The organism is Pseudomonas sp. 21LCFQ010, from assembly GCF_024129905.1.
GTDB lineage: Bacteria > Pseudomonadota > Gammaproteobacteria > Pseudomonadales > Pseudomonadaceae > Aquipseudomonas.
On sequence record NZ_JAMYDZ010000002.1, the window covers coordinates 24059 to 37555 of the forward strand.

The 13497-nt window shown below is 55.0% G+C and carries 10 protein-coding genes and 1 pseudogene; 10 read left to right on the plus strand and 1 reads right to left on the minus strand.

The window, feature by feature from the left end; genetic code table 11:
• The first annotated feature begins 303 nt into the window (after positions 1-303).
• The 9 genes from NJC38_RS02900 (at position 304) to NJC38_RS02940 (ending at position 11034) form a co-directional block, all read left to right on the plus strand.
• A complete protein-coding gene (locus tag NJC38_RS02900; protein WP_253111418.1) occupies positions 304-2313 on the plus strand; it encodes a hypothetical protein in 2010 nt (669 codons plus the stop codon).
• A 31-nt stretch (positions 2314-2344) separates the two neighbouring features.
• Positions 2345-3019 carry a VWA domain-containing protein gene (locus NJC38_RS02905; protein ID WP_253111420.1) on the plus strand — a complete coding sequence of 225 codons (675 nt, stop codon included), beginning with the start codon at positions 2345-2347 and terminating at the stop codon, positions 3017-3019.
• A 1-nt stretch (position 3020) separates the two neighbouring features.
• Positions 3021-3785 carry a PP2C family serine/threonine-protein phosphatase gene (locus tag NJC38_RS02910; RefSeq protein WP_290447118.1) on the plus strand — a complete coding sequence of 255 codons (765 nt, stop codon included), beginning with the start codon at positions 3021-3023 and terminating at the stop codon, positions 3783-3785.
• 185 nt (positions 3786-3970) lie between these two features.
• Positions 3971-4507 (plus strand): hypothetical protein, encoded by a 537-nt coding sequence (locus tag NJC38_RS02915; protein WP_253111422.1) that lies wholly within the window; start codon positions 3971-3973, stop codon positions 4505-4507.
• 3 nt (positions 4508-4510) lie between these two features.
• Positions 4511-6187, plus strand: a complete 1677-nt coding sequence (locus NJC38_RS02920; RefSeq protein ID WP_253111423.1) for an adenylosuccinate synthetase — start codon at positions 4511-4513, stop codon at positions 6185-6187.
• Positions 6188-6190: 3 nt separating this feature from the next.
• Positions 6191-6841 carry a hypothetical protein gene (locus NJC38_RS02925; protein ID WP_253111425.1) on the plus strand — a complete coding sequence of 217 codons (651 nt, stop codon included), beginning with the start codon at positions 6191-6193 and terminating at the stop codon, positions 6839-6841.
• 288 nt (positions 6842-7129) lie between these two features.
• Entirely contained in the window at positions 7130-7528 is a 399-nt protein-coding gene (locus NJC38_RS02930) for a hypothetical protein (protein ID WP_253111427.1), read from the plus strand.
• Positions 7529-7617: 89 nt separating this feature from the next.
• Positions 7618-7947, plus strand: a complete 330-nt coding sequence (locus NJC38_RS29140) for a hypothetical protein (protein ID WP_366855495.1) — start codon at positions 7618-7620, stop codon at positions 7945-7947.
• Between the two features lie 210 nt (positions 7948-8157).
• On the plus strand, positions 8158-11034 hold the full coding sequence (locus tag NJC38_RS02940) for an AAA family ATPase (RefSeq protein ID WP_253111431.1): 2877 nt from the start codon (positions 8158-8160) through the stop codon (positions 11032-11034).
• A 160-nt stretch (positions 11035-11194) separates the two neighbouring features.
• Here NJC38_RS02940 and NJC38_RS02945 read toward each other — a convergent pair.
• Positions 11195-11553 (minus strand): annotated as a pseudogene (locus tag NJC38_RS02945) (transposase domain-containing protein); the annotation flags it as partial.
• Here NJC38_RS02945 and NJC38_RS02950 point away from each other — a divergent pair.
• Positions 11554-13047 (plus strand): DUF3732 domain-containing protein, encoded by a 1494-nt coding sequence (locus NJC38_RS02950; protein ID WP_253111433.1) that lies wholly within the window; start codon positions 11554-11556, stop codon positions 13045-13047. It abuts the pseudogene before it with no gap.
• Positions 13048-13497: the final 450 nt, after the last annotated feature.

The window sequence follows — 13497 nt, forward strand, 5'->3', positions numbered from 1 at the left end:
CCGACTTTTATGGCGGCCGTTTCCTGCTGTCTAAGACGTCATGGCCTGACCTGATTGCTGACGGAGCAAGTCTGCCTCAGCCAATCCAAAAAAAGGTTGAAAGCGGCGACCTACGTCCGAAAAACCACTTCAACATCTGCGTTGCAAGGCGAACCATGGTAGGTTGAATGCGATATGGGTCACGGACGGTTGGGTCGTGAAGACCTAAGCCTATGACTCAGTTTATCTAGACCATATCTGCCCTTGGGGTTCGCCATAAGCTTGTGGCCAGCCTGATAAAATGGACTGCTGTATCAGCTACTCATGACGGAACGAAAAAAGCAGAAGGTGTTGATTGATATAGGTGTGCTCCTGGAGCACCCAGACATCATCACAAGTATTCGGGAGAAGCAGCATTGGCCTGTAGTCTTGGCGGAGGCCATGACTTCCATGCTGCAGCTGCGTGGCCAGCGTACATTGCATGCGCGCAATGCAGAGCGCATTCTCGGACAGATCGAAGGTAGCGAGGCCTACGCGGTCAAGTGTTTTCCTACCGGCGACGCACTCAAACTCGGCGATCATCTTGCCGAATTTCGATATGACGGAGCACCTGCGTTTCTGTTCAAGCGCCAGGTATTCAGTAGTCACTCGGCTGCTGACCGGCTGATAGAGGTCGCGGCTCATTATGGAATGACCGTCGTAACCTGCGATGAAACCACCAGGAGCTTGGCCAAGGCTGCCAAGGTCATATCCTACAAATGGCCGCTCGAAGAAAATACGCGCGTACCCCGCAAGGGCGCAGCCGACCCGGTAGAACCCGTAAAGCTCATCCCATTCAGCTTACACAAGACTCCTCTGTCCAGCGCGGATGTGCAGATGGCCGTCAGGGCTTTCCCAAGTGAGGGTGGTACCGTATCAACCCCGGCGGGTAAGCAGGTACGTCTCGGCCAGAAGCTTAGTGAGGGCGGCGAGGGGGTGATCTACAAGACCAGCACCCCAGGGCTGGTTTGTAAAATCTATCACCCGAACAAGGTAACGACACTCAAGCGACAAAAGATTGAGCTCATGGTCAGCCGCAAGATTGATCGCCCGGGCATCTGTTGGCCGACAGAGCTTGTGTTCAATCAGCACGGAGAGTTCGTCGGCTATCTCATGCCGCTAGCGCAAGGCAAAACGATGCAGGCTTCAATGTTTGTGAAGCCCGTCTTGCTTAAAACCTTTCCGAGCTGGCAACGGATCGATTTGGTCAACCTCTGTGTCGCTTTCTTACGGCACCTGGAGTACCTCCATAGCCTCAACATCATAGTTGGCGATATCAACCCGCAAAATCTACTCGTGACCCAAGACAGCACCCAGCTGTGGTTGGTAGACACTGATAGTTTTCAAGTTGAAGTATTCCCCTGCCCAGTCGGGACAGTCAATTTCACTGCTCCCGAAATCCAAGGCTTAGGCTACGAGAGCTTCCTACGAACGATTCAGCACGAGGATTTCGCAGTCGCTACGATGCTATTCATGATTTTGTTCCCCGGAAAACCGCCGTATTCCCAACAGGGTGGCGGCTCTCCGGCTGAAAATATCAAAGGCAAGCGATTTCCGTACCGCGATTTTGACGACAAAGAAAATTTTTCAGGCGAGAACGCACCACAGGGCTCGTGGGGGATTATCTGGAATCACCTTTCAAAGGATTTGCGCGCCGCTTTCCATCGAACCTTCAGTCGGGACGAGCGGCTCACGGTGGATCAGTGGTTGCCCTTGCTAACTAGATATCAGTTCTCTATCCAGAAAAAATACTTGGGGAATGAGATTTTCCCGCAGTCTTACTTTTTCATTCGAGATCCGATTGAGGTGGTTTGCGGTAAGTGCAAAACCAGTATTGTTGCCTCAAAAAAATATGCTGATGCTCAGGCCAAACGGGGGATGAAGGTCTGGTGCCAAGACTGCCATAAGCAGAACAGGCTCAAGAAGATGGCAGAGCAAAGCCTTAAGGAGGCCCAGGAGGCCGAGAAAAAGCACCAGGAACGCCCTGTTCGAGTTCCTCAGGTCAATCGTGCGGTTCCACCTCAGCCTTTGCCTCAGGTCGCTTCGGCGCGTCCCTCTCGCGCGGCACCCAGCCGGCCGACAGTCCAGGCACAAGCCCCGAGTGTCCAGCCTTCAGCACCGCCACCCCGAGTCAATCCGCAATCGCAAGTGACCACTGCTCCCAAGGTGCAGCCGCAACCCATTGCGCCACCTCGACCTCAGCCAAGACCAGCACCTCAACCTGCTCGAAAACCCAAACAGTCGGGTGTCGGCCAGCTGCTACGGCGGCTCTGGCACGCACTGTTTTTTAACTAACCCAATTTATCCGGTAAGTGAGACATCGACCATGAAGGAAGAATACATCCTCAGCCAGGAAGACCTGGTTGACAACCCAACCGCCCGCGTTCCTATCTGTTTGGTGCTCGATGTGAGTGGCTCAATGGCAGGTGAGCCGATACGGGAGCTCCAAGAAGGGGTGCAAATGTTCTACGAGGCCATCCGCGCCGATGACGTTGCACAGTATGCTGCGGAGATCAGCATTGTCACTTTCGCCACCGAGGCAAAGAAAACGGTCGACTTCATGGCCATCGAGCGGCAGGACGTTCCTGCGCTGGTGGCGGAAGGGGTAACGGCTATGGGGCACGGGGTGAACCTTGCTCTGGATCTCCTGGAAGTACGCAAAGCTGATTACCAGCGCGCAGGTGTTGATTACTACCAACCTTGGATGGTGGTTATGACAGACGGCGAGCCCACTGACGATATCAGCGAAGCCAGCGATCGCATCCGCGCGCTTACCACGGAAAAAAAGCTGACTGTATTCCCAATTGCGATTGGAGCTGCTGCAAACATGGAAACGCTCTCAGCGCTATCTCCCGGCCGACCTCCGCTGCGTCTGAAGGGGCTCAATTTCAAAGAGTTCTTCATGTGGCTGAGCCGCAGTGTCTCGCGGGTATCGCAGTCGACTCCGGGTGAGGCTGTTGCTCTGGATGTAGCTGGCATCGCCGCTTGGGGGCAGGTGTAAATTGATAGAAGCTACGCAACGCAGCCACTCCTATCGGGCATCCTGCGCGCAGATCATCGGGAGGTCTCATGAGAAAGATGGGACTCCTTGCCAGGACTATGTTGCGGCCCGTGTTCAGCGAGATTTTGCGTGCGTAGCCTTGGCTGATGGGGCCGGCTCGAAGACGCATTCGGCACAAGGGGCTCGTACTGTAGTTAAAGCAGTGACGCGAATCCTGTCCGATCGCTTCGATGAACTATGGCGGCTAGCCGGAGACGATCCTTCGCAGGTCTCTGGGCAATTGCTACAGCACTGCCTCGAAGCGCTGCAGCACCAAGTGCGTCAGCTAGACTGCCAGCTGTCCGACCTTGCAAGTACTCTACTGTTTGTTGCCCATTCCAAGGGGCGGTATCTGGCGGGGCATCTGGGGGATGGATGCATTGTCCACCAAGAAGAGGGCGGCCAACTGGTCGTTCTGTCCCATCCTGAGAATGGCGAATATGCGAACACCACGTTTTTCGTAACAGACGCCACCGCCGAAAATAGGCTGCGCGTCTACCAGGGTGAATGCACGATGGGTGCGGGTTTCGTCGTCATGAGTGACGGAACGGCGGAGAGTTTGTACCGCAGGTCTGACCGATCACCTGCGACTGCTGTCGGACAGGTTTTGAACTGGAATCGAACCATCCCGCCATCCGAGATGCGAGCGGTGCTAGGCGCCAATCTGGAGCGTACATTTTCCGCAAAAACAGCTGACGACTGTTCGATCGGTGTGCTTTCAATCTAGTCATCTTCGACCATTCAGAGGTTTGGGCAGCGGATGATTGCCGTACCTAGTCATCCCCGTCTCACATGTGGTTGTTCGTTGATTCGATACGGATGACAACAACTGAGAGATGTCCAACTGTTATTCTGAAAACAAGCTAGGCTTTGACCTGATATTGCATTTTCAGGACAGGAATCGTCAGTACTGTGCAGCAACTACTTCTTTTGAGCGGCCCAGTCGCAAGCGGTAAGACGGCTGTTTCTGCTGCTTTACAAGAATGCTATGGCTTCGCCCCTATCAGCAGTGGCGCGTTTCTACGTGAGCAACTGGCCTCGCAAAACAAGGCGCTCAATCGCTACGCCCTCCAGGAACTCGGTGACACACTGGACTGTGTCACTGATTTCTCGTGGCTGGTCGAGTCGGTCGCTGACCCGATCATGAGCGCCGACGCCAATACACGCTATTGGCTAGTGGACGCTGTCCGCAAGGCCCGCCAAGTTGAGCTTTTCAAACACCGTTACGGCGGATCCGTCAGACACGTACATCTCTGCGCGCCTGACCCTGTATTACGGCAAAGACATCTTGACCAAGGTAGGGATTTGGCGGACTACCAAGCGATTTTGGAGCACCCGAATGAGCAGAGCGCACGTTCACTTGCAGGCCTCGCCGACAAGGTCTTTGACACTCAAGAACTGACCCCACTGGCCATAGCGGGCGAGATTGTTACTCTCTGGGAGGCTTAGAGAATGGAAACTCGACAGATTGTGGTCATCAGTGGCAAGACCTGCAGCGGAAAAAGCGGGTTGGCCAATTTATTGGTTAAGGAGTTCGGTTTCTGCGTGGTGAGCGACCGCCGGGCGCTCCAGGATGACGGCTGGCGCATGCATCTATCACCGCCTGCGTTGATTGATCGCCGGCGAGAGCTGGATGAAGTTGAACAGACGCAGTGGATGCTGCTTGCTACGAAGGCAATTTGTGCTGATCGGGCAGATCGGCGGCCTTTAGTCGTTGATCACCTAGACTCGGTCGAGCAGGTCACGCAGTTCCGGCAGGCCTTTGGTGCGAATTTAGTCCACGTCCATCTCTATGCCAGTGATCCTACCTTGCGCTCTCGCTATGCAACGCGAACTCAAGGTGATGATGAGGCTTTGCCTTACGATCAGATCAATCAACTGCGGGATGACGCAGAAATTCGGGCGCTCAAAGCTGATGCAGATGTACGTATTTACACCGAGCGATCTGACTCAGCTGATACCCTCGTAAGGGTTGCCGCCCGTTTGCATTTATACACACCGCCGGAAATTCGGTGCGTTGACGTGCTCATCGGTGGGCAGTACGGAAGTGAGGGCAAGGGTAACATCGTTGCCTACTTGGCTCGCGAGTATGACGTCATGGTTCGCGTTGGAGGGCCCAATGCAGGACACACCGTTGCAAGCACCGCAGGCCCGTATACGTATCACCACCTGCCCTCTGGGTCGAGAGATGTAACGGCGCGATTGCTTCTCGGCCCTGGCATGACAATCAATCTTAATAACCTGTTGGGTGAGATCAAAGATTGCGGTATCGGTGATGACCGCCTTTTCATCGATCCTCAAGCGCTGATCATCGAGGACCAGGACATCACGGCTGAGAAAGGGCATCTGGTCTCGACCATTGCGTCCACGGGGAGCGGGAACGGGGCAGCGGCCGCGCGGCGTATCCTGGATAGAGGGAAGACAATCAGGCTCGCCAAGGATGTCGAAGAGCTTCAGCCCTATGTAGGCACACCTGGCAACTATCATGGATGCACGTCCGACCGCTTAGAGGAGGCCTACCGTCGTGGCCAGTCAATTCTGTTGGAGGGCACCCAAGGCAGTGGTCTGAGTATCTTTCATGGCGATTATCCGCATGTAACCTCCAGAGACACCAACGTCGCGGGTTGCCTTGCTGAGGCCGGCATTTCGCCCAGTCGAATACGAAAGATCTTGATGGTCGTAAGGCCGATGCCCATCCGAGTTGGTGATCCTGATGGTGAAGAGGGGCATACCTCAGGGACGCTCAAGCATGCAACGACCTTCAGCGAAATTGCAGAGTTCGCTGGCCTTGACGCGACTGCCTTGAATACGGCTGAAAAGACCTCAACCACACGCCGCAGCCGTCGAGTAGGGTGGTTTGAGTGGGATCAGTTCCGCAAGGCCTGCGCACTCAATGCCCCTACCGATATTGTTCTCACCTTTGCTGACTACCTAAAAGCAGGAAATCGCCAGGCCCGCCGATTCGAGCAGCTCGACCCAGAGACCATCAAATTCGTCGAGGAGCTGGAACGTGTTTCCCAGGCCCCTGTATCTTTGATCAATACCCGGTTCTCCCGGGACACCGATGCCAGTGATCTGAGATCACTGATCGACAGACGCAACTGGACGGCCCGCTCGGGTAAAGGATGACGGATGGATCTGGATAAGTTGATTGAGCGTTACCCACGTATTTACCACATGGCAGAGCGCGGTACCTGGGAAAGCATTAAACAGCGTGGCTTGATGAGCACCAGCGCCGTTCTTGACCATTTTTCAGTAGCGGGCAGCGACCGGGCGCGGTTTGAAAGCGAGCATCGCCTCATGAAAATGGGCGTGAGAGCCGGTGATCCTTCCGACATTATGCTGCGCGATCAGAAACCAATGCCAGAGGAACGCTTGCTTAGGGCGATCGTTGATGGAACCAGCCCTCGCGAGTGGTATGAGTTGATCAACAACAAGGTTTTCTTCTGGGCACAGGAGGAACGGCTGCACGTGCTACTCGGCGCTCGTGACTATAAGAGCCTTGAGCACGATGTGCTGACGCTGGACTCCGCATCGTTCATCCCTGCTTATGCCGAGAAGATCTGGCTGTGTCACATGAATTCCGGAAACACATGGCCGATGCCACACCGTCGTGGCAGGGGTATCTTCTGCAGAATTCCTGACTATCCCACGAAGCCCTCTGGCGCGCCGGTCAAGGAGGTTGTAGAGCTCGTCGCTGATTACGCCGTACCGGACATAGAACGTTTCGTCATTGAGGTCAGGCGGATGCGGGGTAGTGAGGTGTTGAGCGTTATCGCATAAGGCTTCGCCCGACGGTCACGATGTGGTCGGTGGAGCAAGGTGGATAGCTGTCTGGAACCGTTGGCGTCATAGGCGTCGGCGGGTATCTGGAGGTCATCTTTTTCGAACGGCTTGCCGTCAGCACTGAGGATTTTCTGGGTCTCCTGGTGACGAAGAGCTGACGATGTCGGGCTACCATTGAACCGCAGGGCCGCACCATCATTGCTACGATCGCGGTAAATCGAGATGTTCTGCCCCAGTCCTTGTGAGCCATATCCCCACAAGAGTAACTGACCCGACGAGGTTCTTATGATGTCGTTCAGAGAGTTCGTAGCCGCTAAACAGCGTCTGGAGGAGGAGCGAGCCCGCAGGCTTGGTGAGCTGGTGCTTGCACTTGAGCACGAGCAGTATCCCACCATCCCAGGTACCAACAACTCTTTCCGGTTGGATGCAGCGCGTACCCACGGTGTTCAGAAACATGCGCATGTCTACGCCAAGAAAGGGGGGAAAGGCAAAGAGCTCTACTCGGTGAATATTGACGGCTCAGGCCATGATGGTTCCTCAGGTATCAAAATCCCCGTTAAGCATGCCGAGCACTTCCGAGGGATGGGTTTTTACATTTCGCCCAGCTTGGCACTGGAAAGTCTGGATTATGACAGCATTGAAGGGGCTGACTACGAGTGGCTGATCCTGTTTGAGGATGAGTAGCGACAAGTTCTGGTCTTGTACCCTCCGCAAGCAGCGTCATCAAAACCTTTCTCGATCGTCACCCAGAGTTCCCACATGCGCTGGTTTCCCTGGCGACATTCAGCAAGAACGATTCCGTACCTGCGTTGAACCCTCCAAGCGCCCGCGACGTTCATGGCGCGGATGAGCTAGCTGATTCAGGAGATCAAAAGAACGCGGACGGAGGCGTCGGTAAACCTGCTGAGGCAGAAGCCCCGCCCGTGGCAGATCTCATCAATCGAATCGAAGTGACCATCGTCCAGCAGCTGTTGTACACGGTGCCGTCCAAAAAGCTGCCCAAGACCCGACTCAAGCGGATCGCACAGTCTTCCAAGCGCCCATATCCACTCGATTCCCCGCTCGCCAAATGTGTTCGATACCATCGAAATGGACACTACTAGAAACGCGCTGCGCTGGCTGGAGAGGGACTGCACGACCAGCCCCAAGTCGTTAAGGACTAACAGTGCTGTCCAATCTAGTAAAAGCACTCGCTTGCGCAGGTCATCGGCACCGGTCGGCTGCCAACCTGTATCGTTGACCATCCACAACGCCCGGTAATGGCTTCCTGATGCCAGTCCGGTTACGCTGATGTGTATCAGGGAGGAGGCGCAATGAGTCAGTACCTTTTAAGTTTTGCCAGGCAGAACCTTGAGGGGCGTACTGATGCGTACCTGGTGCTTCTTTGGTGTATGTACCAGGCCAACCAAAGCAAGGGCCGCTACTCCGACCACATCAAGTCACACATCACCACGGCTTCGGATCAACTGCTGGGTCGCAACTACCAGCGAGTCGCCGCTCGCTTCAAGAAAGTGCTCGATAAAAGGCCTGAACTGGATCGGATACCCCCCTCGGGCTTGGGGGCGTTGGACTACCTGCGCGTCAAGAATTTCCGGGGCTTTGGCGAGTTTGGTGCCGACGACAAAGGCACGTTCATTCGATTCAGTAAGCTGAAAAACCTTTTCTACGCACCCAATGGCGGCGGTAAATCATCGCTCTGTGAAGCCATCGAAATTTGCACCACCGGGGACATCAAGGAAGCCGCTAGGCGCAAGACCAAGGTCAAGCAGTACATTGCGCGAGGAGAAACCAAGCCCCAGCTCGCTCTCCTGGGAACGAATAAGCTCAAAATTGCGCCCAGTATCAGTTGGTCGAGCTGCTTCATTGATCGCAATCGCCTTCAGGAGTTTTCGCTCCTGGGCTCCAAGGACACTGGCAGTGGCGAAAGTGATGTCTTGGCGACCTTGTTTGGGCTGGAAGAGCTTCAGGAAGTCATTTCCCGATTCGTGCGTCCTGACAGCTTTACGCTCAAGGCATTCATGCGTGCCGACCAGGCCGAAGCACTGACGAACCTTGAACGCGCTCGAACAGAGCTTGGCCAAGTGCGGAGCAAGCACAGGGTAGATCTGTACGCTGCGATTTCGCAAACCTGTCAGCTCTTGGGGCTGCGGGCCGATCAAGATTTCGAAATTCGTCCAAAGGTACAGCGGCTGCGCAAGACGATAGACATGCACATCCGTGGCGCCGAGCGACTGCGAGCGGCCAAAGCACCGGTGGTCATTCCTATCGAGCATGTTGCACGTACGTCTGCCATCGCCAAGCGGTTGCTCGACCGCAAAACGCAGATCGAAACACAGTTTCTGCAAAGGGCCAGTGACGTTAACTATCGCGCTGTTTTTGAAGCCTTGGAAGCGTTGGAAGCCACTGAACACCCGTCTGAGCAGACCTGTCCCGCCTGTTTGACGCCCCTTGACCAAGTCACAGTGAACCCGTTTGAAAGGGCTCGCGATCAGATCAAGGCGTTCGGGGCTCTGGAGGCCCTCAAGCAATCCAAACAGAAAAATGATGCTCAAGTTGTCCTCTGGGCCTCAAGGATCGCGACGGGGATCAGTTCCGTGAAGGCCAATTCCTATGCCGATGTACCCTGCCCACTGGCGATGGACGCATTGGAAGAGGTGCTCACAGAGTTCCATACTGCCACTGACCGCTCGACCGTGGCGGCGTCTGTCCTCAATGCTTTCATCGCGCTCTGTGCTGACAGTAAAGTCCAGATCGAGGCCTATCTGCGTGCCTGCGAGCGCAAGCAACGGGAGGTTGATCAGGCGGAGGTTCAAGCGGCTCGTCTGGATGCGCTCATTGAACACCTCAAGCAGGCTGATGACTCGCTGAAACGACAGTTTGACCTCAAAACCCAGGCGCTAACCGGGTTCACAAACGCCAATGACAGGATGCTTGCGCTGATAGGGCAGAGAACGGCTTTGCTCAACGACTCGGTGGATAACAGCCACTTCAACCAGTTGCTCAAGGATCTTGAGGCTGAATACCGAACGCTTTACGGCGACCTGTTGGACTACAAGCTGGAGCTTGAAAAAGCGCGCATTACAGGGATCGAAGCCAAGGCTGCCGAGTACTACCGAGCAATCAATAACCACGACGATGACCATGAGCAGATAGAGACGCTGGCGTTTGAAACGCTTGCGGAGAGCTACCGGATCAAGATCACCAGCGTGGACGGATCCCTGCTGGATGCGTTTGCTGTGCTCAGCGAAGGGCATCTGAGGGCACTCGGCTTGTCGATTCTCTTGGCGATGGCTGAGAAAAACAATTTTCCGCTCATCGTTTTTGATGACGTCGTCAACGCGATCGATACGGATCACCGATCCAACATCATCGACTTGTTTTTCAATGATGACTACCTGCGCCGGATCCAGATGGTGGTGACGACCCACGATCGCCTCTTCTGGGAACGCTTCTGCATCATCGCTGACCGTCATCCTCAATCCGACCAGCATGCGAACCATGTGCTCAGCTATACGAACAAGGGCATCGTAGTCATTGATCACGCGGGCGGTTTTCAAAAAAAGGTGCACGTGGCGCTTTCGGTTTTCGACGTTCGACAAGCGTTGCTGTATTGCCGGATCTGGTTCGAGTCCATGGTGCTGGAGTTCTGCGTCGAGAACGGCGTGCAGGTCACTGCGAACTTCAACAAGTCGCAGCTCAAGAAGAGTATGTACCTGCAGGTAAGCCTGGAGCACACCTTCAAGCTGGTGGAGCCGTTCATTGACTACGATCTGTCGCACTTCAATTTCATCAAGAACGACCTGGTCAACTGGGGCGGCCAAAACCAGGAGCACCACGCCTTTGATGAAGGCAGCCTGAACTTCGTGCACTCCAAGACCAGTGGTGAGGTCTTGAAAATATACGATGCCATCCGTTTCCTGGAATGCCAGCTTTTCATGGACAGAAAGAAGGAGTCCGGTGAGAGATATCTTGCTGAGGTCAACGAAAAAATCGAGAAGGGTCACAGGAAGCTGGCAGGCCTCGCCAGGGCGCCGGACGAGGTGCAAAAAGACCACCAGGCCGTGTTGAAGGCGCTGGAAAAGCGCGCTATTGAACTCATCCAGGAGCTTGAGTTTATCGAGCGCTGCGTAGTGAGCGTGGCGGATCGTGAGCGAGTAGGGGAGTTGCCCGCTGAGTTACCACCTGCTTAGTGCCTCATACAGCGAGAGGCGCCAAGTAAATGAACGGCGCGCGAGAACAGGGTTCTGGCATGGTCATTTTCAATGCCACATTGTTAGATGCAGCACACTAGCGTTGAACTCGCGTGCCAGCGGTGTGAATGCGGTTCTCTTCGTGCCCTCAGATGCGACGCTAGCCAGGAGGTATTGGCAGTAATAGACCGAAAGCCTGGTGTGACGTACGCCGTGCTGACTCCGAATATGCGTCAGCGCCCGGGCAACCCGTCTTGTACAAGTAAACCGGGCGCCACCTATGCGGCAGCAACTCTGTAATCTCACTCGCTCGCTGCGTTGGCAGGCGTGTCAGTAGATCCTTCAGTAGGCATACGGATCTTGCCCGTTGTTGCAGGCCGACTGGATCAAACTCATGATCGCGGCGGCGCGTTTGCCGCTACGTAGTGACCCCGCAAAGAGCCAGTTTTTGCGCCCCAGCGCCCACGGGCGTATCTGGTTCTCGCACCAGTTATTATCAATAGGCACAGCCCCGTCATCGTGGCCAACCGGCATGCGGTCTTCTACCGGTTTGAAGAAAAGCGAAAACGCGACCAGGCCATCGATCAGTTCAAGATCTTCATGGATATTGTTGGAGAGGACTACTTCGATCTGGCGAAGCTGCGTACCGAGGCGCTGTATGAGCTCAAGCGTGCTGAAGCGCAGATTCCCAAGCAGGAGAAAATCAAGGACGAGTACCTCACCGAATTTGCGACTTTCCTCAAAGAGTACGAAGCGTTGGCCGGCATGCCGCTGACCGAGCTTACGCCTGAGGACATCTGGATGAAGCCCAAGCCAGCTCTTGAGCGCCTGACAGGTATTTCTGTAAGAGTTGACGGCCTTTCAAATGCGTTTGATACCAGACGAGCAGAGCTGCGTGAGCAAAAAGCCGGGTTGATTTCCAAGATCCAGAAGGCACTCAATACCCGTTACCTTCTCAAGGTCTCTACTGAACAGGCGTCGGGCTTCGCTGAGTCCCTGACTGCGTTGCCGATCCCTACTGCGACCAATCTGGATCATGCAGTATGTCCTGTTTGCGCGTCCCAATCTGATGTAGCCGAGGAGGAGGCGAACAAATTGTCTGCAGCGATCCACTGGTTGAATGGGGAGCTCAAAGTATCGACCTATGCGCGGGAGGGCTTTGGAGAGGAACGCCGCGCAATCGACAATGATCTGAAGAAGTATCGTAAGGAGCTCGCGGTGGTAGAAACCGCACTGAAGCCTCTCGACGACGAAGCGGATCGGCTGGATAAGTCGAAATCCGCAGATGCTTCAGCCCAGAAGGCGAAGCTTAAGCTTGAATTGGCGATTGAGCGTCGTCGGATCGCAAACCCTCCTTCTGAAGCCAAGGGAATGGTGGAGTTTTGGCAGAAGGAGGTCGAAAGGTTTGATGGTCAGATGGCCCAGTACGACGTTGAGTCGAAACTGTGGGCCTTGCAGAACGACATCAACAAAAAGATGAAGGTGCTTGGAAAGAGCTTCGATTTCGAGGACTCGTATAAGTCCGGCTCCTTGAAGTTTGACGTGGAGACCTTTGATCTTTGGCATGAAAGGCCAATCGAGGGTGGCCGGGTCAAAAAAGTGTTCCTGCGCTCAATGGGTAGCGGCGCGAACTGGCTTTACTCCCACCTGACCCTGTTTTTGGCTTTGCATTACCAGTTCGCCGCGCACCCCAAGTGTAAGGTGCCACCGATCCTTTTCCTTGATCAGCCGACCCAGGTCTACTTTCCATCGAACGATGATGCTGAAGAATTCGAAGCGGGTGAGCTGCGAGGGGACAGGAAGACCACCAAGACGGTCGATGAGGATGTGAGTACCGTTTCGAAGATGTTCAGCAGTCTCGCACGGTTTTGTGATGTCACCCAGCAACAAACGGGTGTGATGCCGCAGATCATCGTATGCGACCACGCCGACCATTTGCCGCTCCAGGACAACTATCTGTTTGAAAGCTTCGTTCGCCGGCGGTGGAGAACGAGCGGGCTGATCGCAGAGTAACGCAATGGGGCAAAGGGTCTTATCCAAGGCGGGCCACACTCTGACGGCTAGGGCTGCATTCTGGACATCAATGTGGAACGCAGGTGTGGCGCTATTTCCGTTCACAGACGCTCATATGTGCCTGGGCGGGCGGCAGGAGGACATGGTGACTCGACCGAACGAGTTTTTGAGCATCGACGACCTACCTCACTTTCTTACCAAGCAGGTCTAGGAGCCGTGGCAGAGTGAGGATTCTCGCAGCAGCCACCTGGGGAGAGTAACTGACTAGAGAGCGCAACGTTGTAACGTAACTCTGCGACGTAACTCTGCGATGCTAGATCAAAAAACAGGTGTGAGGGCAAGCGGAGCGCGCAGGCGTGAGGATGAGCGCCCGCAGGGCCGAGACACGGCCGCCAGGCCTGGGCTCGGTTCACGCCAGCCGTCCCCGCAGGGGCACGCAGTCAAAGAAAG